Source organism: Aeromonas tecta (assembly GCF_000820185.1).
Taxonomy (GTDB): domain Bacteria; phylum Pseudomonadota; class Gammaproteobacteria; order Enterobacterales; family Aeromonadaceae; genus Aeromonas; species Aeromonas tecta.
On record NZ_CDCA01000020.1, the window covers coordinates 225,891 to 249,769 of the forward strand.

20 protein-coding genes and 1 pseudogene are annotated in these 23,879 nt (G+C 60.6%); 12 read left to right on the forward strand and 9 right to left on the reverse strand.

Annotated features, from left to right (window positions below; all coding sequences use genetic code 11):
* The 7 genes and pseudogenes from BN1137_RS05850 to BN1137_RS05880 form a co-directional block, all read left to right on the forward strand.
* Window positions 1-292: pseudogene (locus BN1137_RS05850) on the forward strand (ArgP/LysG family DNA-binding transcriptional regulator); the annotation flags it as partial.
* Between the two features lie 85 nt (window positions 293-377).
* Window positions 378-2,414 carry an exoribonuclease II gene (locus tag BN1137_RS05855; protein ID WP_050717688.1) on the forward strand — a complete coding sequence of 679 codons (2,037 nt, stop codon included), beginning with the start codon at window positions 378-380 and terminating at the stop codon, window positions 2,412-2,414.
* 601 nt (window positions 2,415-3,015) lie between these two features.
* Window positions 3,016-4,944, forward strand: a complete 1,929-nt coding sequence (locus BN1137_RS05860; RefSeq protein ID WP_050717689.1) for a PTS mannitol transporter subunit IICBA — start codon at window positions 3,016-3,018, stop codon at window positions 4,942-4,944.
* A 37-nt stretch (window positions 4,945-4,981) separates the two neighbouring features.
* Window positions 4,982-6,127, forward strand: coding sequence for a mannitol-1-phosphate 5-dehydrogenase (locus BN1137_RS05865; protein ID WP_050717690.1), 1,146 nt, complete (start codon window positions 4,982-4,984; stop codon window positions 6,125-6,127).
* 121 nt (window positions 6,128-6,248) lie between these two features.
* Entirely contained in the window at window positions 6,249-6,770 is a 522-nt protein-coding gene (locus BN1137_RS05870) for an MltR family transcriptional regulator (RefSeq protein ID WP_050717691.1), read from the forward strand.
* Window positions 6,771-6,917: 147 nt separating this feature from the next.
* Window positions 6,918-8,705 carry a cation:proton antiporter gene (locus BN1137_RS05875; protein ID WP_050717692.1) on the forward strand — a complete coding sequence of 596 codons (1,788 nt, stop codon included), beginning with the start codon at window positions 6,918-6,920 and terminating at the stop codon, window positions 8,703-8,705.
* Between the two features lie 96 nt (window positions 8,706-8,801).
* Window positions 8,802-9,050, forward strand: a complete 249-nt coding sequence (locus BN1137_RS05880) for a hypothetical protein (protein WP_050717693.1) — start codon at window positions 8,802-8,804, stop codon at window positions 9,048-9,050.
* 51 nt (window positions 9,051-9,101) lie between these two features.
* Here BN1137_RS05880 and BN1137_RS05885 read toward each other — a convergent pair whose 3' ends face one another.
* On the reverse strand, window positions 9,102-9,620 hold the full coding sequence (locus BN1137_RS05885) for a mechanosensitive ion channel domain-containing protein (RefSeq protein ID WP_050717694.1): 519 nt from the start codon (window positions 9,618-9,620) through the stop codon (window positions 9,102-9,104).
* A 9-nt stretch (window positions 9,621-9,629) separates the two neighbouring features.
* Window positions 9,630-10,622: a zinc transporter ZntB gene (gene zntB, locus BN1137_RS05890; RefSeq protein WP_050717695.1), complete on the reverse strand. Its 993-nt coding sequence runs from the start codon at window positions 10,620-10,622 to the stop codon at window positions 9,630-9,632.
* Between the two features lie 102 nt (window positions 10,623-10,724).
* Here zntB and BN1137_RS05895 point away from each other — a divergent pair, with 102 nt between their 5' ends.
* Both BN1137_RS05895 and BN1137_RS05900 read left to right on the forward strand, forming a co-directional pair.
* Complete coding sequence (locus BN1137_RS05895) at window positions 10,725-11,177, forward strand: YaiI/YqxD family protein (RefSeq protein WP_050717696.1); 453 nt, start codon at window positions 10,725-10,727, stop codon at window positions 11,175-11,177.
* A 558-nt stretch (window positions 11,178-11,735) separates the two neighbouring features.
* On the forward strand, window positions 11,736-14,738 hold the full coding sequence (locus BN1137_RS05900) for a beta strand repeat-containing protein (protein ID WP_050717697.1): 3,003 nt from the start codon (window positions 11,736-11,738) through the stop codon (window positions 14,736-14,738).
* 146 nt (window positions 14,739-14,884) lie between these two features.
* Here BN1137_RS05900 and BN1137_RS05905 read toward each other — a convergent pair whose 3' ends face one another.
* Window positions 14,885-15,475 carry a lipid-binding SYLF domain-containing protein gene (locus tag BN1137_RS05905; protein ID WP_050717698.1) on the reverse strand — a complete coding sequence of 197 codons (591 nt, stop codon included), beginning with the start codon at window positions 15,473-15,475 and terminating at the stop codon, window positions 14,885-14,887.
* A gap of 127 nt (window positions 15,476-15,602) precedes the next feature.
* Window positions 15,603-16,808: a NupC/NupG family nucleoside CNT transporter gene (locus BN1137_RS05910; protein ID WP_050717868.1), complete on the reverse strand. Its 1,206-nt coding sequence runs from the start codon at window positions 16,806-16,808 to the stop codon at window positions 15,603-15,605.
* A 542-nt stretch (window positions 16,809-17,350) separates the two neighbouring features.
* On the opposite strand from BN1137_RS05910, the gene dbpA reads away from it, so the two are divergent.
* Together dbpA and BN1137_RS05920 are read left to right on the forward strand one after the other, a co-directional pair.
* The gene (gene dbpA, locus BN1137_RS05915) at window positions 17,351-18,730 is read left to right on the forward strand and encodes an ATP-dependent RNA helicase DbpA (protein ID WP_050717699.1); all 1,380 of its coding nucleotides are present in this window, start codon (window positions 17,351-17,353) and stop codon (window positions 18,728-18,730) included.
* 77 nt (window positions 18,731-18,807) lie between these two features.
* The gene (locus BN1137_RS05920) at window positions 18,808-19,098 is read left to right on the forward strand and encodes a YkgJ family cysteine cluster protein (RefSeq protein WP_050717700.1); all 291 of its coding nucleotides are present in this window, start codon (window positions 18,808-18,810) and stop codon (window positions 19,096-19,098) included.
* Between the two features lie 78 nt (window positions 19,099-19,176).
* On the opposite strand, the gene BN1137_RS05925 is transcribed toward BN1137_RS05920, so the two are convergent.
* On the reverse strand, window positions 19,177-19,557 hold the full coding sequence (locus BN1137_RS05925; protein ID WP_408605532.1) for a hypothetical protein: 381 nt from the start codon (window positions 19,555-19,557) through the stop codon (window positions 19,177-19,179).
* 292 nt (window positions 19,558-19,849) lie between these two features.
* Here BN1137_RS05925 and BN1137_RS05930 point away from each other — a divergent pair, with 292 nt between their 5' ends.
* Complete coding sequence (locus BN1137_RS05930; RefSeq protein WP_050717702.1) at window positions 19,850-21,292, forward strand: PepSY-associated TM helix domain-containing protein; 1,443 nt, start codon at window positions 19,850-19,852, stop codon at window positions 21,290-21,292.
* 88 nt (window positions 21,293-21,380) lie between these two features.
* Here BN1137_RS05930 and BN1137_RS05935 read toward each other — a convergent pair whose 3' ends face one another.
* The 4 genes from BN1137_RS05935 to BN1137_RS05950 form a co-directional block, all read right to left on the reverse strand.
* Window positions 21,381-21,599: a DUF6500 family protein gene (locus BN1137_RS05935; protein ID WP_050717703.1), complete on the reverse strand. Its 219-nt coding sequence runs from the start codon at window positions 21,597-21,599 to the stop codon at window positions 21,381-21,383.
* A gap of 13 nt (window positions 21,600-21,612) precedes the next feature.
* A complete protein-coding gene (locus tag BN1137_RS05940; protein ID WP_050717704.1) occupies window positions 21,613-22,626 on the reverse strand; it encodes a CobW family GTP-binding protein in 1,014 nt (337 codons plus the stop codon).
* An 80-nt stretch (window positions 22,627-22,706) separates the two neighbouring features.
* Window positions 22,707-22,904 carry a YbdD/YjiX family protein gene (locus tag BN1137_RS05945; RefSeq protein ID WP_025325546.1) on the reverse strand — a complete coding sequence of 66 codons (198 nt, stop codon included), beginning with the start codon at window positions 22,902-22,904 and terminating at the stop codon, window positions 22,707-22,709.
* 61 nt (window positions 22,905-22,965) lie between these two features.
* Window positions 22,966-23,879 (reverse strand): carbon starvation CstA family protein (locus BN1137_RS05950; RefSeq protein ID WP_332309843.1); only part of this gene is annotated, 914 nt, incomplete at its 5' end.

A 23,879-nucleotide genomic window follows, 5' to 3' on the forward strand; every position in this document is an offset into this window, starting at 1 on the left:
CGTCAGTTTCATGGCCCGCCACTTCGGGCTGGAACCCGGCGGTTATCCCTGTCACACGGTGCGATCCTCCGAGGCCTTCGTCGCCATGGCCGAGCAGGGATTTGCCTGCTGTCTCATCCCGGAACTGCAGATCCGCCGCCAGCTGGCGGAGGGCACCCTGCTCGATCTTTGCCCGGACCATCACCTGGTAGAACGGCTCTACTGGCACCGCTGGGTGCTGGAGCGGGGGCTGCACAAACAGATCTCCCTGCGCCTGATCCAGCAGGGTCGCCGGGCACTGCAACCCCGCTGAGCGGGCCATTCACCTTGGCTTTGGAGGGGTAAAAACGTATAGTGCTGGGCGATTCTTCATCGGTTTCCACTCAGGTTCCTCACTTATGTTTCAAGACAATCCGCTGCTGGCCCAGCTCAAGCAACAAATCCGCGAGAACATTCCCAAGAAAGAGGGTGTGATCCGCGCCTCCGATCGGGGCTTCGGCTTCCTGGAGGTCGATGAGAAGACCAGCTATTTCGTGCCGCCTCCCTACATGAAGAAGGTGATGCACGGTGACCGGGTGAGCGCCCTGATCCGGACCGAGAAAGAGAAGGAAGTGGCCGAGCCGGACGCCCTGCTGGAGCAGGCGGTGGTTCGCTTCGTTGGCCGCGTCAAGATGTTCCGCGACCGCCTCAACGTGGTGCCGGATCACCCCCTCATCAAGGACGCCATCAAGGCCCGCGCCAAGAAGGGCCTGGATGAGAAGTCCCTCAAGGAAGGGGACTGGGTGGTTGCCACCCTCAAACGCCACGCCCTGGTGGATGGCAACTTCTCCGCCGAGATAACCCAGCTCATCGCCGACAAGGACGATCACAACGTGCCCTGGTGGGTGGTGCTGGCGCGCCACAACCTGGCCCAGATCGAACCGGCCGACCTGCCCAAGTGGAAAGTCATCGAAGAGGAAGAGCTGCCGCGCACCGATCTGACCGCCGTCCCCTTCTTCACCATCGACGGTGCCAAGACCAAGGACATGGATGACGCTCTGTCCATCCGCAAGCTGGACAGCGGCTGGGAGCTGCTGGTCGCCATCGCCGATCCTACCGCTTATGTGGCCGAAGACAGCGAGCTGGACAAGGAAGCCGCCAAGCGCGCCTTCACCGTCTACATGCCGGGTCGCAACGTGCCGATGATCCCGCGCACCCTCTCCGACGAGCTCTGCTCCCTGAAAGAGGGCGAGGAGCGCAACACCCTGTGCGCCCGTCTGCTGATCGCCGAAGATGGCCTGCTGCTGGAGGAGACCGAATTCTTCGCCGCCCGCATCATCTCCCACGCCCGCCTCAACTATGACGACGTCTCCGACTGGGCCGAGCACGGCAAAGAACTTGATATAGATGCTGGCGTGCTGGCCCAACTGCCGCTGATGAAGGCCATGACAGAGGCGCGCATCAAGTGGCGCACCGAGCACGCCCTGGTGTTCCCGGACCGCCCCGACTATGACTTCGAACTGGGTGAGAACGGCGCCGTGCTGGCCATCCACGTGGAGCCGCGCCGCATCGCCAACCGGATGATCGAAGAGTCGATGATCGCCGCCAACATCTGCGCCGGCCGCGTGCTCGGCAAGCAGGTCGGCTACGGCATCTTCAACGTCCACACCGGTTTTGACGAGGAGTCCCTCGACGGCGCCATCGAGCTGCTCAAGACCGCCGAGGCCCCATTCGAGAAGGAAGAGATCGCCAGCCTGTCCGGCTTCTGCGCCCTGCGCCGCTGGATAGACAGCCTGGACACCCGCTGGCTGGATGGCAAGATCCGTCGCTTCCAGAGCTATGCGCTGATGTCTGCCGAGCCGGGTGCCCACTACGGCCTGGGGCTGGATGCCTACGCCACCTGGACCTCCCCCATCCGTAAATACGGCGACATGGTCAACCATCGTCTGCTCAAAGCCGTCATCGCCGGCAAGACCCCGGGTGAGCGACCAAGCCAGGAGCTAACCGAGCACCTGACCGAGTGCCGCCGCCTGCACCGCCGGGTCGAGCGCGACATCGGCGACTGGCTCTATGTCCGCTACCTGATGGCCGATGCGGGCACCGACAAGGTATTCAACGCCGAGATCATCGACGTGATGCGTGCCGGCCTCAAACTGCGCCTGCAGGAAAACGGTGCCGTGGTATTCATGCCCGCCCGCCACATCCTGGACAACAAGGACAGGCTGGAGTGCAACTGGGACAACGGCCGCGTCTATCTGGACAAGACCGAGGTGGTCTATGAGCTGGGCCAGGTTATCCAGGTCAAGCTGAGCGAAGCGGTGGAAGAGACCCGCTCTCTCATCGCCAAGCCGGCGGTCGCGCTGGTGCCGGGTCCGGCTCCCGTGGTCGCCGCCCCTGACGACGCCCAGAGCGATACCGCCCCCAAGGCTGAAGAGGCTGCTCCCAAAGCGGAATAACGCACGTCTTGGTCCAACACAGTCAGAGCCCGCACCCAGTGCGGGCTTTTTTTATGCGCCACAGGAACCGCCAATCACCCTCTCATGGGGGCAACGGGCAGGATGGCACCCGGATCCGGTGTCGACGATGGCAGCGGCAGGCTCAGCCAGCGACCGGGCCAAACTGAAAGTGGGTTACAAAATACATTATTCATTGGTCAACAATGGGACAAATCACATCATCCATCGGCATTACCCCTATTTTCTCCGCCGATGCTTATGGCTCATCTGAATACAAATAATCAATATGTGATAAAAGTCACATTGACATGGCTTTTGCGCAAACCACAAAGCGTGATTCACATCACAATAAATGAGGGTGACCGCCAGAAAAGATCAAAATGTCGCCGACATTCACGATGTGAATGTGATCTGGATCACCAGCAAGGGAGGGGGGAGGTAGGGGTAATTGGGAGGCGCATCACAAGATGCCCCGTTTTCAGCCTAACTTGACCGCAAACTGGTAGATTGAAGTTGCTTAGACGACTGGGATGGGGGTTCGGCAAAACCCACCATTCCGACTACCACTCTTAATCAAACAGGCTTAAAACGGGGTCCCGACATGTTATCACCGGATACCAAAGTCAAGATACAGAATTTTGGACGCTTCCTGTCCAATATGGTCATGCCCAACATAGGCGCCTTCATCGCCTGGGGCTTCATCACCGCGCTCTTCATCCCCACCGGCTGGCTGCCAAGCGAAACGCTGGCCAAGCTGGTCGGCCCCATGATCACCTACCTGCTACCGCTGCTGATTGGCTATACCGGCGGCAAACTGGTTGGCGGTGAGCGCGGTGCCGTGGTCGGTGCCATCACCACCATGGGGGTCATCGTCGGTACCGACATCCCCATGTTCATGGGCGCCATGATGGTCGGCCCGCTCGGTGGCTGGGCCATCAAGCGCTTCGACAAGCTGATGGAAGGTCGCGTCAAGAGCGGCTTCGAGATGCTGGTCAACAACTTCTCCGCCGGTATCATCGGCATGCTGCTGGCCATCCTCGCCTTCTTCGTGATCGGCCCCTTCGTCAAGGTGCTCTCCGGCGTGCTGGCCAGTGGTGTGGGCTTCCTGGTGGATAACCACATGCTGCCGCTCACCTCCATCTTCGTCGAGCCGGCCAAGATCCTGTTCCTGAACAACGCCATCAACCACGGCATCTTCTCACCGCTGGGCATCCAGCAAGCCACCGAACAGGGTCTCTCCATCTTCTTCCTGATCGAAGCGAACCCGGGTCCGGGTCTGGGCGTGCTGCTGGCCTACATGGTGTTCGGCCGTGGCGCCGCCAAGCAATCCGCCGCCGGTGCCTCCATCATTCACTTCTTCGGTGGCATCCACGAGATCTACTTCCCCTACGTGCTGATGAACCCGCGCCTCATCCTGGCGGTGATCGCCGGTGGCATGACCGGGGTCTTCACCCTGACCCTGTTCAACGCGGGTCTGGTCTCCCCTGCCTCACCGGGTTCCATCTTCGCCGTGCTGCTGATGACGCCCAAAGCCTCCCTGATCGGGGTTGCCCTCTCCATCATCAGCTCCACCCTGGTCTCCTTCCTGGTCGCCGCCGTGTTCGTACGAGCCCAGCAACCGGAAGCCGACGAGGCCGATGCCCTGGGTGAAGCCACCCGCAAGATGAAAGCCATGAAAGCGGCCAAGCCGGAACCCAGTGCGGCCAAGAAGCCCGGTACCGAACTGACTGCAGTGCGCAATATCGTGGTCGCCTGCGATGCGGGCATGGGTTCCAGCGCCATGGGCGCCGGCATGCTGCGCAAGCGGGTGCAGGCCGCGGGCCTCGACATCAGCGTGACCAATCGCGCCATCAACAACCTGGACGATCAGGTGGATCTGGTCATCACCCACAAGGATCTGACTGACCGTGCCCGTCGCCATGCGCCGCACGCCCAGCACATCTCCCTGACCAACTTCCTCGACAACGCCCTCTATCAGGATCTGGTGCAGAACCTGAGCCTGGCCGGTGCAGCCAACGACGACGTGGCCAACCCGCAACTGCTGGTGGCGGCCAACGACGACAGCTACGAGCCACAGACAGGTGAAGTCTTCACCCTGAGCCTGCAGGACGTGCACCTCGGCCTCAAGGCCGACAGCAAGGAGGCTGCCATCCTGGCCGCCGGCAAGTTGCTGGCCGAGCGTGGCTATGTGGCGCCGGACTATGTCAACGCCATGCTGGAGCGCGAGCAGCTGGTCTCCACCTACCTCGGTGAGTCCATCGCCGTGCCCCACGGCACCATAGCCGCCAAGGAATTTGTGAAGCGCACCGGCATCGTCATCTGCCAGTACCCGGCCGGGGTTGCCTTCGGCGAAGAGCCAGACGAGGTGGCGCGGTTGGTGATTGGCATCGCCGCCCGCAACGACGAACACATTCAGGTAATAACCAAACTGACCAATGCACTGGATGAACCTGGTCTCATCGACCGGTTGGCCAGCACTCAGGATCCCCAGGAGTTCCTGGACCTGCTGGGCGCCGAACAGGCCGCGTAAGTCATCTTCATCATCTTTGGTTATAGAGGTTAATATCATGAAAACATTGCATTTTGGTGCCGGCAATATAGGCCGTGGCTTCATCGGTAAACTGCTGGCAGAAGCCAGTCATCAGGTCACCTTCGCCGACGTCAACGAGACCCTGATCGATCAGCTCAACCACCGCCAGGAGTACAAGGTGCACGTGGTGGGCACGGATCAGAAGCTGGACGTGGTGCGCAACGTGGCCGCCGTCAGCTCCGCCGGTCAGGAGGTGATCGATCGCATCGTCACCGCCGATCTGGTGACCACGGCGGTGGGCCCGAACATTCTGGACAAGATTGCCAGCACCCTGGCCAAGGGGCTGCAGGCCCGCTTCGAGGCCGGCAACCTGACCCCGCTCAACGTCATCGCCTGCGAGAACATGGTGCGCGGCACCAGCCACCTTAAACAGGAGGTACTCAAGTATCTGCCGGTCGCGTATCATGCCACGCTCGAATCCTGCGTCGGCTTCGTCGACTCGGCGGTGGATCGCATAGTGCCGCCCGCCGCGGCCAACGACGATCCGCTGGAGGTGACGGTGGAGAGTTTCAGCGAGTGGATCGTCGATCAGACCCAGTTCAAGGGGGAGCTGCCTCAAGTTGCAGGCATGGAGCCCACCGACAACCTGATGGCCTTCGTCGAGCGCAAGCTGTTCACCCTCAACACCGGCCACATCGTCACCGCCTACCTCGGCAAGCTGCGCGGCTACCAGACAGTGCGCGAGGCCATCGAAGATCCGGTGATCCGCAGCAAGGTGCGCCGATCCATGGAGGAGAGCGGTGCCGTGCTGGTGAGACGTTACGGCTTCGATCCACGACTGCATGCCGCCTATATCGAGAAGATCCTGACCCGCTTCGCCAACCCCTATCTGGTGGACGAGATTGACCGGGTCGGCCGTCAGCCGCTGCGCAAGCTGGCGGCGGGAGACAGATTGGTGAAACCGCTGCTCGGGACCCTGGAGTACGGTCTGCCAAACGATCACCTGCAAGAGGGCATAGCGGCGGCGCTGCACTATCGCAATGCCGACGACCCGCAGGCGGTGGAACTGCAGACCCTGCTGGCCGAGCTCGGCCCGGCCCGGGCCCTGGCTCAGGTGACCGGCCTGGACGCAGACAGCGAGATCGTTGCCGCCATCGTCGCCCGTTATCACAACTTGCAGTGACCCCATGGGGCGCACGCACCGCCACTCGCCGTCTCGCACGGTGAAATGGCCACTGTGCCCCATATGATAAAAACCGGGAGAGAGGCTGGCTCTCTCCCTGTCAGCTGGACCCAATGCCCTTATGACCACACACCAGGAAGATGAAGTACTGGAACGACTGAACGAGCAGGATGGCCCCCGCGGCTTCTTCCTCGAGGTCGTGACCATCCTGGAAGAGGCGGTCGACTCCCTGATGCGGCGCGCGTTTCGCCAGGAAGAGTATGCCGTCAAATACGCCATCGAACCCCTGCTCAACCAGAGCGGCCCCCTCGGCCAACTGGAGGTGCGCCTCAAGCTCATCTTCGCCCTCGGCCTCATCTCACTCGAGCGTTATCAGGATCTGGAGGCTTACCTGAAGATCCGTGATTTTCTGGTACGCGACCCCAAGGATTACCGCTTCAGCGACAAACCCGTTCGCGATCTGCTCGATCGCCTGCATGGCCTCAATCAGGGCAGCATGATGCCCCAGGATCCCCCGGCCAACGAGGAGGACTGGCTCTTCTATCAGATGCAGCGCAACCGGCTCGATCAGGTGGTGCGCTCCGCGCTGGTGCTGGCGGTGGCCGATTGCGTCACCGAGCTCCACAAAGAGAGTCCCATCTAGGCAAGAGAGTCATATCGCTCGGATTTCCAGCGACACGACCACCTTGCCATCCACCCCCATCGCCACAACCCCGGCTCCATCCGGGTGTTAATTCGCCCGCCTTCCCCGCTACACTACTCCCAACCCCATCATCTGCCCGAGGTTGGCATGATCGCACTCTCCCTGGCGGGGATCGCCCTGATCTCCCTGTTGGCCCAATGGCTGGCCTGGTCCCTGCGGGTCCCCGCCATCCTGTTCCTGCTGCTGAGCGGCCTGTTGCTCGGCCCAATGACCGGGGTGCTAGACCCGGATGCCCTGCTCGGTGAGCTGCTGTTCCCGCTGGTCTCCCTGTCGGTGGCCATCATCCTGTTCGAGGGAGCGCTGACCCTGCATCTGACCGAGCTCAAGGGCATTGGCAAGGTGGTGCGCAATCTTTGCTCCATCGGCATGCTGGTCAGTTTTGCGGTGATAGGTGGGGCCAGCTACTTCCTGCTGGGGCTAGACTGGCGCGTCGCCATGGTACTCGGCGCCGTGCTGGTGGTAACGGGACCGACCGTGGTCGCCCCTATGCTCAACGTGATCCGGCCGGTACGGGAAGTGGACAAGATACTGCGTTGGGAGGGGATCGTCATCGACCCCATAGGCGCGCTGTTTGCGGTGTTGATCTACGAGGCGGTACGGCTCGGCAGCCAGGGTGACCTGCTCGGCCACACCCTGCTGGCGCTGGCCAAGACGGTGGGCATCGGCACCCTGATCGGGGTGGCCGCTGGCTGGCTGACCACCTTGCTCATTCGCAAGGACTGGCTGCCGGTCAGCCTGCACAAGTTCGGCGTACTGGCCCTGGTGCTGGTCACCTTCACCCTGTCGGACTGGCTCAGTCATGAGTCCGGTCTGCTGGCGGTCACCGTCTTCGGCATCTGGCTCGCCAATCAGGAGGGGCTGGATCTGGAGGAGGTGCTGGAGTTCAAGGAGGATCTCGCGGTCATCCTCATCTCCTCCCTGTTTATTTTGTTGGCGGCCAGGCTCGATCTGGCGCAGCTCTGGCAACTCGGACCCATGGTGCTACTGCTGCTGTGCGTGGTGCAGTTCGTGGCCCGCCCGCTCTGTATCCTGGTCTCTACCCTGGGATCGGAACTCCCCTGGCGCGCCCGCGCCCTGCTCAGTTGGATAGCGCCGCGCGGCATAGTCGCGGCGGCGGTGAGCGCTTCCTTCGCCATCAGCATGCACGAAGCCGGGATTGCGGATGCCGACAAGCTGGTGCCGTTGGTATTCGCCGTCATCATCTTCACCGTGGTGTTGCAGAGCCTCACCGCGGCGCCCTTGGCCAGCCTGCTCGGCATGCGCCAACCGGCCCCCAATGTCTGGCTGCTGATCGGGGCCAACTCGGTGGCCCGCGCCATCGGCAAGGCGCTGGCGGATCAGGGCATCCCGGTTCAGTTGTCGGATCCCGCCTGGGAGCACTGCAAGCTGGCGCGCATGAGCAACCTGCCCTGCTATTTTGGCAATCCGCAGTCGGAACACGCCGAGCTCCATCTGCCCCTCACCAGCATCAGCACTGTGTTGGCACTTTCCCCCAACCGCCACAACAACGCCCTCGGCGTGCTGCACTTCGCGCACCTCTACGGGGAGGAGAAGGTCTATTCCCTGCGATCCAGCGAACAGCACGGCAAGGCGAATCGGGAGAGCGCCACCTTCCGCGCCCGCCAGAACCTGTTCGGGCCCGATATGAACTTCGCCCGCCTGAGCGGTTTGCTGAACCGGGGCGGCCAGATCAAGGCTACCCGACTGCGGGACGCCTTCGACTGGAGCCAATATCAGGAGGCCAACCCCGGTGCCATTCTGTTGTTCGTGCTCGATGGCAAGGGGCACCCTCAGGTCGTCACCGGCCCAGTCACGCCCCAGGCTGGCGACTTGCTGATCGCCCTGCAACCGCCACGGGATGCCCCCGCCCCTTGATGGGGCGCAGGGGTATTTCACCCACCCCGACCCGGTGCCTGACTGGCCGCCTGCGACTAGACTTGATGGTGGCGCCATCGGTCATAGGAGGATGTCATGACGGTCAGCGAATTACGTACACTGCATCAGCAACACCGCTTCAAGGAAGCCGAGATCCTGCACGACATCATCTCGCCCGGCTGGATCGTGGAGTTCCGCGCTCAGGACGGTCGCCTGTACGAGATGACGGACACCCTGGGTTGCCCGGTGAGCTTCTCCTCCACCGAGGAGGCGCGCGATCACATTCATCTGGTCGCCGATTGCCCAATCCAGGTCGAACACCTCTACCACTTCTTCGAACGCTGAGCGGCCACACTGGCCAATCCCAGATGAAAAAGGCTCCCGCGGGAGCCTTTTTCATTCAGGTTGCAACGGCTCGTCCGCCTTGCCCTCCAGCCGCCTGACCGGTTTTTGCAGGATCAGGTTGGCCGGATAGGTGACCAGATCCCCATTGTCATCCCGTACCCTCAGGTAGAACAGGCCGATCTCGGTGATGACACCGGTCACGGAATCATCCTTGTCGAGGATGCGGATCCGGTCACCAATCTTGTAGGGAAAGGCGAAGAAGATGGTGATGCTGGCGGTGATGTTGGAGAGAATTGACCACTGCGCCACCATGGCGACGCCGAGTACGGCGAAGAAGGAAGAGGCGAGCACCACCAGCCGGGAGAAGTCGAGCCCCCACACCCCGGCCAAGATCAGCAGGGTCGCGCAGCCCAGCAGGAAGTGGAACACGTGTTCCACGTAGAGCACCCGGTTTTCGCTCACCTGCTTGCTCTTGGCCAGCGCCAGCAGACTCTTGTGAATGAGGCTGCGAATGAGGGTGTGGCCCAGCAGCAATAGCAGGGTCACACCAAAAGATTCCCATGTCGTCATCTGTCGTCCTTACCACCAGCGCCGAAATTTGAGCCAGACTGCCAACCCGATTGCTAGCGCCAGCAAAGAGCCGCTGAAGACCCAGAAGGCAGTCGGGCTATCCGCCCCCGGCATGCCGCCAAGGTTGATGCCAAACAGACCGGTCAGGAAGCTGGCAGGCAAGAACAGCAACGCCATCACCGACATCTGATAGGCACGGCGGTTGGTCGCCTCCGCCATCAGGTTGTTGATCTCATCCGCCAGCACGGCGGTACGGGCCACCCCGGCGTCCAGGTCATCCAGCCAACGGCGCAGACGGTCGGCGATGTCGAGCAAACGGCGCCTGTCATCCTCATCCAGCCAGCTGATCTTCTCGTTGGCAAGACGGGCCACCAGATCCCGTTGGGGAGAGAGGTAGCGACGGATCACGATGAGTTGCTTGCGGATCAATGCCAGCCGACCATTGGAGGGGAGATCCCGCATCAATACCATCTCCTCCAGCTCCAGGATCTGATCGTGCAACTCCTCGACAAACTCCCCGGCCCTGTCGGTCAGGGAGTCGCACATCTCCACCAGCCAGTCGGCAGGGGAGTCGGCGCCGCCACCCAGCTTCAACTGTTCGAACACGTCTTGTTCCGACAATAGGGGACGGCGGCGGCTGCTGAGGATGAGATCCGGGGTGATATAGATGCGCAGCGCCACCATCTCCTCGGGGCGGTGATCCTTGTTGTGGTTGATGCCGCGCAGGATCAACAGTACCGTCTCCCCCATCCGCACCAGCTTGGGGCGGTTGCTCTGACCGAGCAGGGATTCACGTACGGCATCGTTGATCAGTGGCGTCTGCAGCAACCAGCGGGCCGCCTCCGGGTTGCCATAATCCAGATGCAACCAGCTGGGTTGCGATCCCGGGATCTCACTACCTGACACCAACGGCTGCATGCCGCCCTTGCCATCCAGGGTCAGGCCATAGATCACATCACTGGGCACCCGATCCATCAGTTCGTCCTTCTCATTCAGTTTCATCGGGCCAGCTTACACTAAAGCCCGGCCAGACTCAGCCCTGCGAGGCCAGCCCTGCCGCCCGTGTTAAGATAGGTTTTTGCTTCAAACACAGGAAACCATGCCATGCCCATCTGGGTTGATGCCGACGCCTGCCCTCTCCCGGTCAAGGAGATCCTCTACCGTGCTGCTCACCGCGCCCAGGTCGTCACTACGCTTGTGGCCAACCAGGGACTACGAGTACCGCCCTCTCCCTTTATCAAGACCCAGCAGGTGGAAAAGGGGTTCGATGTAGCGGATCACGTGATAGCCCAGCAAGTTGTGCCGGGGGATCTGGTGATCACCGGCGATATCCCGCTGGCCTCCTGGGTGATCGATGCCGGTGGTGAGGCACTCAATCCCCGTGGCGAGATCTACACCCGCGAGACCATACAGGCCCGGCTCGGCATGCGTAACTTCATGGAGGAACTGCGTTCGGCCGGAGTGCAGACCGGTGGCCCGGCCCCCTTCAACGCGTCAGACAAGCAGCGCTTCGCCAATGCGCTGGATAAATGGTTACTCAAGGGCAAGCTGACATAACACAGACCAGGCAGATAACCTTCAAACGGGATGGCTGGCAGATGGCGAGCCACCCTTACAACAAACTGGTTCAAGCGGGACTTACCCTATCCCCTCTCTAGATCTCCTTCATAACACCTCTTCATTGCTCTCTGCACCATTGGCGCTGCTAGATGCGCCTCACTCGATCCCCACAAAAGAGCCCCCTTCGACACCACACAAATCAATGCTTGATATAACTTCCTGCATCACTCTTTTCATATCCACATACTTTTAATTATATCAATAACGGTTGAAATACTCGATTTCCTAACCTAGACATATTAACAAGAAACAAACTAATAGTTTTATTATTAGTGTTTTGCGCAAATGTACGACATGGAGTTAAAGACCATATAAAGAGTAATAAATTTCTATTCCTGCCCAATGAATAAAGGGATTTAACACAATAACTTCAACACGTTATTAAACTCTACTGCTTAGCAAAAACAGAGAACATTATCTCTGCAGGGTTCGTCGTCCCCGCACACAGGGTGAACCTTCTTTCATATTAAGCACAGAGATCAAAGGGGAATATCCATGAGCAAGACAATTAATGTATTTCTCTCACTGTTTCTTACCTTCTTTCTGTTCAGTTGTGGCGGAGGGGGTGGAGGGGGAGGCACAAAGCCCACGAATCCAGCCGCCAAGACGATAACCAAGATTGATATCTCTGCCGACACTGCGGGCACCAAGGCTCGGGCAGAAGCCAATCCCAGCACACCACTCGGTATCAGCACCCAGTATCTGGCCATCGCCACCTATAGCGACAACAGCACCGCCAACATCACGGATATCGCCAGCTGGAACAGTGCTGATACCAGCATCGCCACCATAGATGAAAAAGGGCTGGTCAAGACACTCAAGATCAGCAGCACCGGGATCACCGCCAACTATCAGGGGGTGACCAGCAACACTTCCAACCTGACCATCACGGACGCCATCGCAACCAAGATCTCCGTCATCCCCCCTACCACGGCACTGGCCAAAGGGTTGTCGCTGCAATTGCAGGCCATCGCCACCTTCTCCGATGACACCACCCAGGATGTGTCGACCCAGGCAAGCTGGCTGAGCAACAACCCAACCGTGCTGAGCGTCGACAATAAGGGCAAGATCACCGCTCTTGATGTCGGTGATGCCACAGTCATCGCCACCATTCAGGGGATTACCGGCCAAACCACTGTCTCGGCCGTCAATCTGGCGGTCAGTCAGATCCAGATCATTCCGGCGACAGTCCAGCTGGCTATCGGTACTACGACAAAGCTGACGGCCATCGCAACTTTCGCCGACCAGAGCACTCAGGATATCTCCACACAAGCGGCCTGGCTCAGCAGCAACCCGGCCGTCGCAACTGTCGACAACACAGGTCTGGTGACCGGCGTCGCGGCAGGCACAGTGACGCTGTCAGCGACACTACTGGGCGTCACTGCCACCACCAGCATTCAGGTCAACAACGCCAGCGTCACGGCCCTGCAGGTCATTCCTGCCGTCTCGACCATTGCCCTCGGCACCAAAAGTCAGCTGCAGGCCATCGCCACCTTCAGCGATGGATCCACTCAGGACGTGTCGACCCAGGCACAGTGGAGCAGCAGCAATCCCGTCATCGCCAGTGTAGACAGTCAGGGTAAAGTAACGGGTGCCGGCATAGGCCAGGCCAGCATCACAGCCACTCTGGGCTCTGTCAGCCGCAGTGTCAGTATTACCATCACCAATGCCATCGCCACCTCACTGCAAGTCATACCGCCAACTGCCTCTCTGCCAGTAGGGGGTAAGCTGCAATTCCAGGCTGTCGCCACCTTCAGCGACAACTCCTCGCAGGATGTAACCAGCCAGGTCAGTTGGAATAGCTCGGATATCAACGTGGCGACCATAGACCTGGACGGTGAGGCAACCGCAGTCAACACAGGGGGGGCAAATATCTCTGCTGTCTTCCATGGCGTATCTAGCAATACGGTATTGCTGGTAGTCACCAATGCCACCGTTAGCAGCGTCCAGATCGTCTTGAATAGCGGCAACGGCACCCTGGCCAAGGGCAGTTCGGTCCAGTTCAAGGCCCAGGCCGTGTTGAGCGATGGCAGTACCCTGGATGTCTCCAACCAGGCAACCTGGGTCAGCAGCGATCAAACCAAGGTCACCATAGATGCCCAGGGTCTGGCGACCGGGGTTGCGGTGGGTACCAGCACCATCACAGCCAGCATCAATAATGTGACCAGTGCCGGCACAGTGCTGACCGTCACCAATGCGACAGTCAGTCAAATCCAGATCACCCCGCCCACCCTGAGCCTGGCCAAGGGCACCAAGGGCAAGCTGACGGCAATCGCCACCTACAGCGATAACACGACCCAGGACATCTCCAATCTGGTGGCCTGGAACAGCTCGGATATCGCAGTTGCCACCGTCAACCTGTCCGGTGAAGTCACCGCCGTCACCATTGGCAGTGCAACCCTGACCGGTAGCGTGGGCAGTGTCACCAGCAATCCAGTCAGCCTGAGCGTCACCAGTGCCACCGTGAACCAGATAGACTTGTCGGCGACGGCATCAACCCTGGCAGCCGGTACCAAGACCCAACTGACTGCCGTTGCCAACTACTCCGATGGCACCAGCCAGAACATCACGGGTCTGGTCTCATGGAGTAGCAGCGACAGCAACGTTGCCACCGTCAACACCAGTGGTGAGGTCACGGCAGTGGCTCCCGGCACGGCCACCATCACAGGCAGCTTCGGCGGGCAGACCAGTACTCTGACCATCACGGTCACGGCAGCGACAGTGGGGGCCATCCAGATCAGCACTCCCCTAGCTTCGCTGGCACTGGGTACCAATGGTCAGCTGAAGGCATTGGCAACCTACTCTGACAATACCGTGGTCGATGTCACCAGCCAGGCCAGTTGGAGCAGCAGTTCACCCACCTTGGTGAGCGTGGATGCCAACGGTCAGATCAAGGCATTAGCCGTGGGTTCTGCCATCATCAGCGGCAGCCTGGGAGGTACTACCTCCACCATCAGCATTGCGGCAACTGCTGCGACTGTGACTGGGCTCAGCATAGACACCATCCCCAATCTGGCGAGCGGAAACCAGGCTCAGTTGAAGGCGACCGCGACCTTCAGCGACCTGACCACCCAGAACGTCAGCGCCCTTGCCCACTGGCAGAGCGATGACACGGGCGTGGTGACTGTCTCCGGTACCGGGGTCGCACACGGGGTGGCTGCAGGGACGGCCAACATCAGTGCCAGCTTCCTGACTGGGGCAGACAGCAAGCCGATCACCATCACGGCGGCGACCCTCAGCAGCTTGGCGGCCAGTTGTACCACACAGGTCCAGTTGGGGCTACTCGGCCTCCCGGTCGCCAATATTGTGACCCGTAAGGCCGTCGCAACCTTCTCCGATGCCAGCACACTGGATGTCAGCAATACCGTCACCTGGAGCAAGAATGGTGTCGTCATCGGGGTCACCCTGAACAACGTCGACATACTGCTGTTGACCCAACAGGTGAGCTACCAGGCCAGCCTCAATGGCGTGAACAGCAACACCATCATCTGCCCTTAAACCAGAAGAGTTCGGGAGCCAGAAACTGGCTCCCACTCATCCACCATCACCCCAAGCAAAAGGGCCGCCCATTCTGGCGGCCCTTTCATTTTATCTCCCCGGTACGGTCAACTGGATTCAGCGATCTGGTACACACAACATCAGTGTCACTGCACAGCCTGCACCGCTGCCGGACCGGGTTCATTGAGTTCGTCATCGGTCCAGTATTTGTAGCCCTGCAGGGTTGCCTGCAACACCAGACCGCTCTGGGTCAGCTGATAGACGGTCACCTTCTTGGTATTGGTGCTGCCCGTGGTATTTAGCAGCTCGCTACCTTTGTCACCGGAGCGGGCAGCCGCATCGGCTTGGGCGCCGGCTTCCCAGCCCACCTCGACGAAGTGCTTCAATGCATCCGCATCATTGAACAGGATCAGGGCCCTGAAATCCTTGATGCCAAGCCCCAGCCCCACACCGGCATTGGCCATGCTCATGTAGGTGTCCCGACCGGTCTGATTGTCTCGCACCACACCAAAGCCACTGCCCGCGCTGACGAAGATCAGGCTGTTGTTGACGCTGGAGAAGACCGCGTAGCCCTTGGCCCGTTGCACCTCATCGCGAATGCTCGCCTTCTCCTGATAGAGTTCGTTCAGCACCTGCTCACGCATCGTCTGTACGTAAGCACGCTTCTGCTCCGGCGTGTCCCCCTTGGCGGTGCAGCCAACCAGCAATGCCACCATGCCCCATATCCACCATCTCATCGCACTCTCCTCGTCGCTTTTTCTTTTATTGAATCAGTTCAGAGCAAAACAGAATCTAAAAGTTCCGAGCCAGAAAAAAATAAACCCCTGCCTTGGCAGGGGTTTATCAGCACGATATGGATGTCTATCAGATCATGATACCAGCGATCACGGCGGAGAGCAGGCTCACCAGAGTCGAGCCGTACACCAGCTTCAGACCGAAGCGGGATACCATGTTGCCCTTCTCTTCGTTCAGCGCCTTCACCGCACCGGCGATGATGCCGATGGAGCTGAAGTTGGCGAAGGACACCATGAAGATGGAGAGGATGCCGACGGTACGCGGGGACAGCTCTGCGGCAATCTTGCCCAGATCCATCATGGCCACGAACTCGTTGGTCACCAGCTTGGTCGCCATGATGGAGCCGGCTTGCAGTGCTTCACCGCTCGGAATGCCGAGGATCCAGGCGATGGGGTAGAAGATGTAGCCCATGACGTACTGGAAGTTGACGCCAAACGCCGCCTCGAACAGGTAGTTGATGAGCGCGATCAGGGCGATGAAACCGACCAGCATGGCGGCCACGATCACGGCGACGGAGAAACCGGCCATGATGTATTCGCCCAGCATCTCGAAGAAGTTCTCTTTCTTCGGGCTGTGGTGCTCGTCACCTTCGGCGATGGCCTTGATGTCGGTGACCGAGTTATCCGGCTCGTACGGGTTGATCAGCGACAGCACGATGAAGGTGCTGAACATGTTGAGTACCAGCGCGGCCACCACGTAGCGCGGCTCGATCAGCTGCATGTAGGCACCGACGATGGACATGGAGACGGTGGACATGGCCGTCGCCGCCAGGGTGTACATCTGCTTCTCGTTCAGGTGCGGCAAGGTGTTCTTGAGCGCGATAAAGTTCTCGGACTGGCCGACGATCATCGAGCTGATGGCGTTGAAGGATTCCAGCTTTCCCATGCCGTTGATCTTGGCCAGCACGGTGCCGATGCCACGAATGACGATGGGCAACAGGCGGATGTACTGCAGGATCCCGATCAGCACGGAGATGAAGACGATAGGCATCAGCACCATCAGGAAGAAGGAGAAGGCACCTTCGTTGACCAGGCCACCGAACACGAAATCGGTCCCCTGTTTGGCAAACTCCATCAGCTTGGTGAAGCCGGCGGCAAAGCCACCCACCACGGCCAAGCCCACTTCGGAGTTCAGCATGAACCAGGCCAGTGCCAGTTCCACCACCAACAGCTGACCGATATAGCGCAGCTTGATCTGTTTCCAGTTGTGGCGGTTAGCCAGCAATGCAAGAGCGAGGACCATCACCAGTCCGAGCACAAAGTGAACGTATTCCATATCCAGTAGCACCTGAGTGAATTGTAATTTTTGACCGGCGCCATCATAGAGATTTGCATATTTAAAAATCAGATAGCCATCACAATATGCAGTAAAAATATGCAGCATGGATAATACAAACGTTTTTAAATTAATTAATCATCAGATGCAAGGTCGGTAATATCTCAAAAATAGAAATACTCAATAAAAATCAATATATTGTGTTATTAGTTACCAACTTGATGCCATTTTACCCTATTATCAACTACAGACCTGTATAGATACCATGTCGCTCAAACCGGACCCGGCACCGCAATATTTAATCGAAACGCATGAAAAACGTTTATCTTGTTTGCACATAATTAGTCAGCCGCCGCCAAGGGCTCAACGCCAACACGAAGCGAGTCGCGACAAAGATATCCGTCGGCCTAAGTCTGACCCTGAGCAGGGGGCCAAGCGTTCAAAAATCCGCCACAATCCATCACACGAGGCGCTACTCTCTGGTACAATGCGCGCCCTTAGCGCCATGCGCCAACCCCGTTTTCCCGAAATAGAGTCCTCTTGTGAACAACAGCGAATTTAGCAGCCTCAACCTCTCCCCCGCCCTGCTGGAGAACCTCGCCAGCCTGGGTTATCTGCAGATGACCCCGATCCAGGCGCAGAGCCTGCCCCTGGTACTCGACGGTAAAGACCTGATCGCCAAGGCAAAAACTGGCAGCGGCAAGACCGCAGCCTTCGCACTCGGCCTGCTCTCCCGCCTCAACGTCAACCGCGTCGACGTGCAAGCCCTGGTGCTCTGCCCGACCCGCGAGCTGGCCGATCAGGTCGCCCAGGAGATCCGTCGCCTGGCCCGCGCCCTGCCGAACGTCAAGCTGGTGACCCTGTGTGGCGGCACCCCGACCGCACCCCAGTCAGCCACCCTGGGCTTTGGCGCCCACATCGCCGTCGGCACCCCGGGCCGTATTCTCAAGCATCTGGAGCAAGGCACACTGGAGCTCTCCAGCCTGGAGACGCTGGTACTGGACGAAGCGGATCGCATGCTGGACATGGGCTTTGGCGAAGACATCAACAAGGTCATCAGCTATGCGCCGGCGCGCCGCCAGACCCTGCTGTTCTCCGCCACCTACCCGGAAGGGATCGCCCAGATGAGCCGCGGTGTGCAGCGCGATCCGGTCGAGGTGAGCGTGGAGTCCCTGCACGAAGGCAGCGCCATCGAGCAGAAATTGTATGAAGTGCCGGCCGGTCAGCGCCTCGATGCCCTCACCTGGCTGCTGAGCCACTACCAGCCGAGCTCCTGCGTGGTGTTCTGCAACACCAAGCGCGCCTGCAACGACGTGGCCGACCACCTGGCCGCCAAGGGCTTCTCGGCGCTGGCACTGAACGGCGATCTGGAACAGCGCGAGCGGGATCAGGTACTGGTACGCTTCTCCAACGGCAGCGCGACCATACTGGTTGCCACCGATGTGGCCGCCCGTGGCCTCGACATCAAGGAGCTCGGCGCCGTCATCAACTTCGAGCTGACCTATGATCCCGAAGTGCACGTGCACCGCATCGGCCGCACCGGCCGCGCCGGCCAGCAGGGCCTGGCCCTGAGCCTCTATCAGCCGAATGAAGCCCAGCGCGTCAACCTGATCGAGGAGTACCAGCAGGCGCCCATCCCGCAAGGGGACTTGAGCGAAATTGGCCGCGAGATCAAACCGATCGCGCCGCAGATGGTGACCCTCTCCATCGATGCGGGCCGCAAGAGCAAGGTACGCGCCGGTGACATCCTCGGCGCCCTGACCGGGGAAGGTGGCATTGCCGGTAGCGATGTCGGCAAGATCCAGATCTCCGAGCAGTACTCCTACGTGGCGGTCAAACGTCAGGTGGCGAGCGCCGCCCTCAAGCGGTTGCAGGAAGGCAAGATCAAGGGACGCACTTATCGCGCCCGCAAACTGGGCTAAGGTTCAACCTGACTCAGGAGCACAGGCGCCTTTATCGGCGCCTGTTTCATCTGCCAACCAACACCATGAGATGACCCATGTCCCAACCCAATCCGCCCGACGTCAGTTGCCAGAACTGCGAAGCCTGCTGCTGCCGCCTCGAGGTGATGCTGTTCACCGATACCGGCGTGCCGGATCGCTATGTGGACGAGATAGAAGGACAGGTGCCGGTGATGCACCGACTGGAGGACGGCTGGTGCGCGGCGCTGGATCGCAACACCATGATGTGCCGCATCTACGAGGTACGCCCGCTCATCTGCCGCGAATTCGAGATGGGCGAACCCGACTGCATCGACGAACGGGACAAGTGGTTTATCAAGCTGGAATAATCACTGCCATCGTATGACCGCACAGGAAAGCCCTTCCGATGGTGTGCCGCCTCTACGAGGTGCGCTCCCTCAACGGGATCACGCCGTCACCCGCCTGTTCATCGTGGCCAACTGCCTCTCCACCCAGTCGATAGCCTCGGTTTCAGAGGCGCAGTAGTGCAGCGCCTGAAACGGCAGACCGCCAAAGACCTGATCCGCCAGATACTGCTTGAAATGCCCCTGCATCACCACCGCCAGGAAGGCGCACCCATTGGCGGCGCACCAATCAAACTGGCGACGAAAGCGGGCCAATACCTCGGGGCCTGCCGCCTCAAACTCGGTCGCCACCTCGACGATACCCCAGGGGGCTGAGCGCAAACTGGCGATCTGCCGGAGGAAATCGGCTTCATAAGCCATGGCCCCCGCCAGATTGAAAGGCCCCATCGGACGACAGAGCAGCACTTGCCCTCGCTGCTGCATCACGAATTGACCATGTGGCTGCAAATACACAACAACTACCTCCCTGACTCGCTACCCACCGCATCCCTGTCTCGTGGGGTCGCCACAAGGTAATAATCCCTCGCCATAAAGTCCATGATCTCAGCGATCCCCGGCGACCTTTTCGCCCCACCGGTGTGCCGCACACTGGCGTCATCTGGTGACAAGCAGGCGGGCTTTGTTTTATTGCAGTTAACAAAACGTTGCTGCTATCATCCGCGCCACCTAAACCTTCCACCAGCTGCAACCTTTACCGGCACCGCAAGGATCAGAGATGAAAAATCACGACGCGAATCACTACCAGCGGATCTGGCGCTGGCACTTCTATGCCGGCCTCTTCGTCGCCCCCTTCCTGATCCTGCTCTCCCTCACCGGCATGGTGTATCTGTTCAAGCCGCAGCTCGACAACCTTATGTATCCCGCGCTGATGAAGGTGACGCCGGCCAGCCAGACCCTCAGTGCCGATGCCCTGCTGGCCAAGGCGATGATCGCCATGCCGGACGCCAGCCTGCGCAAATACCTGCCACCCATAGCCCCCGATCAGAGCGCCCAGCTAGTCGTCGCCCAGGGGGGCCGTGAGCTGACTCTGTTCATGGATCCCGCCAACGGCGCCCTGCTCGGCACCCAGGACAACCAGTGGAATCTGCAGGCGGTGGCGCGCGCCCTGCATGCGGAGCTGCTGATAGGCACCACCGGCGACAGACTCATCGAGCTGGCCGCCGGCTGGGGCATAGTGCTGCTCGTCAGCGGCCTCTACCTGTGGTGGCCGCGCAAGGGGCCCGGGGTCGGCGGCATCCTCTGGCCCAGAATGAACCAGCGTGGACGGCTCTGGTGGCGCGATCTGCACGCTGTGGTCGGCTTCTGGGGCGCCGGCTTCCTGCTGTTGTTGCTGCTGAGCGGCATGACCTGGACCGGTTTCTGGGGCGACCAGTTCGCCAACGTCTGGAATCGCTTCCCGGCCACCATGTGGAACGAGGTGCCCAAATCCGCGCCCCTGGCCCGCAGCCTCAACCAGGCCCACTCACAGACCGTGCCCTGGGCGATGGAGAGCACCCCCATGCCGAGTTCGACGGCGCCAGAGCAGATGGCCTCCATGGACATGGACGACAGTGCCACGGCGCCCGCAAAGGAGCACGATCACAGCGCCATGAACCACGGTGGCGAGCACGAGGGCATGGTGATGGCCAGCCATCGCATCCCGCTGCAACAGGTGGTCGATATCGCCAAGGCGCGGCAGGTCACGCCGGGCTACAGCATCACCCCGCCCGCCGGCAAGAGCGGCGTTTACACCATAGCCCTGTTTGCCGACGATCCGCGCAACGACGCCACCCTGCACATCGATCAATACAGCGGCAAGGTGCTGGCCGACGTGCGCTGGCAGGACTACGGCCCGGTCGCCAAGGTGGTGGAAACCGGCGTCATGCTGCACACCGGCAAACTCTATGGCTGGCCCCATCAGCTCGCCATGTTGCTGATCTGCCTGATGGTGTTGCTGAGCGCGGTGAGCGGGCTCTGGATCTGGTGGAGTCGCCGCCCGCAAGGCCGGCTCGCGGCGCCGCCCCTGCCCGCCAAGCTGCCACCCTTGCGCGGCACCCTGGTGGTAATTGCACTGCTCGGGCTCGCATTCCCGCCGGTAGGTGCCTCCATGGTCGTCATCTGGCTGCTGGACAGCCTGATCTTTTCCCGCCGAGAAACCGCTGCGGCGCAGGTCAGCTAAGCCATTTGGCCTAAACGGCGGCCTTGGCCATCAGTTCTATTAATGTAATAAGGGCTCCCATTAGGGGGCCTTATTAATTGATTCATCCCTAGGCAGTGGCTTCAACCAGCCCGATGATCTTGCGGGCCTTCTCGAAGTGGTCGAGTTCATGGGTCTGGATCCACCAGGTGGCGGCCTCCATCAATAACGCCGGGTCGTCATTCTTGTTGGCAAAAAACGCATAGAAGGAGACACCAACCCCCTCCCCTTTCTGGGCGATTTTCTGGTGACAGACCCGGATCATCTTCTCTCTCAGCGATGCACGCATGGGCGGCTATTCCTCACTCTTGTGTCTGCAAAAAACCGGCCCGCAATTCGTCGACGGGCAGGTAGCGGCCAATGATCACCAGCCGGGACTGCGGCACCGCCTCACCCCAGGGGGAGCCATAGTCGAACCCCGCCACCTTGTGTACCCCCTGTACGATCAGCCGGCGCGGCTCCCCGGCGATGGCCAGCACCCCCTTGTAGCGCAACATGTCGTTGCCATGCAGATCTATAGATCGCTCCATAAAGGCGCCTATTTTTTTCAAGTCCAGCTCGCCCCCCTCGAACAGCTGGGCCGAAATGGCGTCATGCCAGGAGCGTGGCCGGGCCGAGAGCGGCGCGAAGGCTTCGAAGCCCTGTTGGCCGGCCCGCACGATGCGCAGGCTCGCGCTCAAGCCGAGCTCGTCGCTCAGACTGAAGGCATCGAGATCCAGCCAGAGCGCGGCCGGGCACTCCCCTTGTACGATGTCGAGGATCTCGGCCTTGGCATTGATGCCGTGGATGCGCGCGATGGCGGCCGCCCGCGTCGCCTCGTCCACCCGATCCGTCTTGGTGAGCAGGATGCGATCCGCAAAACCGAGCTGGGCCGCCGCCACCGGATGCTCATCCAGCTGGCGGTCGATGTGTTCGCAATCGGCAAGGGTCACCACGGCATCGAGCCGCAGCGCGTCCCGCAACGTCTCTTCCACGAAGAAGGTCTGGATGATGGGAGCGGGATCGGCAAGCCCCGTGGTCTCGACGATCAGCCGCTCGAAGTTGAGCTCCCCCGCCGCTCGCCGGGCCAGCAGGTCGCTCAGGGCGGCGCTAAACTCACCGCGCACGCTGCAGCAGACGCAGCCGTTGCTGAGCTCCACCACGCTCACTCCCGAGCCTCCCTCCAGTAGGGCGCCGTCGATATTGGCGGCGCCGAACTCGTTCTCCAGGATGGCCACGGAGGCGTTGGCGTGGTGGCGCAGGAAGTGGTTGAGCAGGGTGGTCTTGCCGGAGCCGAGAAAACCGGTCAGCAAGGTGACCGCAACAGCGTGCGTCATAATGGGAGTCCTGTGGTAAGGGAATGAGTAGCAGTGCCCGTCACAGCCAGCGTCGTGATGCCACTGCTGTGATAAAAGGATTAGCAGCAGCGCCCGCCATTTTTGCCACCGTAGCGCGCATCCTGGCGTTCGCGAAAGAACTCGTCGTGGCTCATGGGGGTTTGCTCTGGGTGAGTCAGCCGCATGTGTTGCACGTAGTTGTCGTAATCGGGCACACCCACCATCAGTCTGGCGGTCTGCCCCAGATACTTGCCCGCCTTGGCCAGGGTATCGAACATGCTAGCTCCTTGGGGCTATCGATGAGGGCCGGCACCCTGGGGTGCCGGCCTGTTGACTCGCTTACTTGAGGCTGGGGGCCAGATCGCCGTCGTCATCAGACTCGGACTGAGCCGCCCCCTTGCCCGCCAGCATCGGCTGATAAGGGGTCTCGTTGGCAGTCGGCTGCGGGTTTTTCAGCGCCTTGAGGGCCGTCTTGACCGAGAAGGCGGCAAGCACCACCACCACCAGCATGAAGAACATCGTCAGCCCCGCATCCAGCCGGTTGTTGAACACCAGTTGGGCCAGTTGGGATTCGGTGTACTGGGCCGGGATGGTACCGCTGTCGATCATCGCCTGGAACTTGTTGGCGATAGCCAGGAAGCCGAGCTTGGGATTGTCGCTGAAGGTCTTCTCCCACCCGGCGGTCAGGGTGCAGATCAGCAACCAGCTGGTGGGCAGCAGCGCCACCCAGGCATAGGCCTGACGCTTCATCTTGAACAGCACAACGGCGCACAGCATCAGTGCCATGCCCGCCAGCATCTGGTTGGCGATGCCAAACAGCGGCCACAGGGTGTTGATGCCGCCGAGCGGATCCACCACCCCCTGATGCAGGAAGTAACCCCAGGCCAGCACGCACAGGGCGGTGGCGAGCAGGTTGGCCGGCAGGGAATCGGTGCGCTTGAGGGAGGGCGAGATGACCCCCATCAGATCCTGCAGCATGAAGCGCGCGGCGCGGGTGCCGGCGTCCACTGCGGTGAGGATGAACAGCGCCTCGAACAGGATGGCGAAGTGATACCAGAAGGCGACGTTCATCAGGCCACCGAGGGCGCCGTGCAGTATGTAGGCCATGCCGACCGCCAGGGTCGGGGCGCCACCGGCACGGGAGATGATGCTCTGCTCACCCACTTCGCTGGCGATGCGGGTCAGGGTTTCCGGGGTGATCTGGAAGCCCCAACTGCTCACCACGGCGGCGGCGGAGACCACCACATCGGCGG

What these genes read in the sequence shown, in the direction of transcription:
- BN1137_RS05870 (WP_050717691.1), top strand. Translation starts at nt 6,249, where the DNA reads ATGACCACACACCAGGAAGATGAAGTACTGGAACGACTGAACGAGCAG.
- BN1137_RS05900 (WP_050717697.1), top strand. Translation starts at nt 11,736, where the DNA reads ATGAGCAAGACAATTAATGTATTTCTCTCACTGTTTCTTACCTTCTTT.
- BN1137_RS05930 (WP_050717702.1), top strand. Translation starts at nt 19,850, where the DNA reads ATGAAAAATCACGACGCGAATCACTACCAGCGGATCTGGCGCTGGCAC.
- BN1137_RS05945 (WP_025325546.1), bottom strand. Translation starts at nt 22,904, where the DNA reads ATGTTCGATACCCTGGCCAAGGCGGGCAAGTATCTGGGGCAGACCGCC.
- BN1137_RS05920 (WP_050717700.1), top strand. Translation starts at nt 18,808, where the DNA reads ATGTCCCAACCCAATCCGCCCGACGTCAGTTGCCAGAACTGCGAAGCC.
- BN1137_RS05925 (WP_408605532.1), bottom strand. Translation starts at nt 19,557, where the DNA reads ATGCAGCAGCGAGGGCAAGTGCTGCTCTGTCGTCCGATGGGGCCTTTC.
- zntB (WP_050717695.1), bottom strand. Translation starts at nt 10,622, where the DNA reads ATGAAACTGAATGAGAAGGACGAACTGATGGATCGGGTGCCCAGTGAT.
- BN1137_RS05885 (WP_050717694.1), bottom strand. Translation starts at nt 9,620, where the DNA reads ATGACGACATGGGAATCTTTTGGTGTGACCCTGCTATTGCTGCTGGGC.
- BN1137_RS05875 (WP_050717692.1), top strand. Translation starts at nt 6,918, where the DNA reads ATGATCGCACTCTCCCTGGCGGGGATCGCCCTGATCTCCCTGTTGGCC.
- BN1137_RS05860 (WP_050717689.1), top strand. Translation starts at nt 3,016, where the DNA reads ATGTTATCACCGGATACCAAAGTCAAGATACAGAATTTTGGACGCTTC.
- BN1137_RS05880 (WP_050717693.1), top strand. Translation starts at nt 8,802, where the DNA reads ATGACGGTCAGCGAATTACGTACACTGCATCAGCAACACCGCTTCAAG.
- BN1137_RS05855 (WP_050717688.1), top strand. Translation starts at nt 378, where the DNA reads ATGTTTCAAGACAATCCGCTGCTGGCCCAGCTCAAGCAACAAATCCGC.
- BN1137_RS05865 (WP_050717690.1), top strand. Translation starts at nt 4,982, where the DNA reads ATGAAAACATTGCATTTTGGTGCCGGCAATATAGGCCGTGGCTTCATC.
- BN1137_RS05935 (WP_050717703.1), bottom strand. Translation starts at nt 21,599, where the DNA reads ATGCGTGCATCGCTGAGAGAGAAGATGATCCGGGTCTGTCACCAGAAA.
- BN1137_RS05910 (WP_050717868.1), bottom strand. Translation starts at nt 16,808, where the DNA reads ATGGAATACGTTCACTTTGTGCTCGGACTGGTGATGGTCCTCGCTCTT.
- BN1137_RS05940 (WP_050717704.1), bottom strand. Translation starts at nt 22,626, where the DNA reads ATGACGCACGCTGTTGCGGTCACCTTGCTGACCGGTTTTCTCGGCTCC.
- BN1137_RS05905 (WP_050717698.1), bottom strand. Translation starts at nt 15,475, where the DNA reads ATGAGATGGTGGATATGGGGCATGGTGGCATTGCTGGTTGGCTGCACC.
- BN1137_RS05895 (WP_050717696.1), top strand. Translation starts at nt 10,725, where the DNA reads ATGCCCATCTGGGTTGATGCCGACGCCTGCCCTCTCCCGGTCAAGGAG.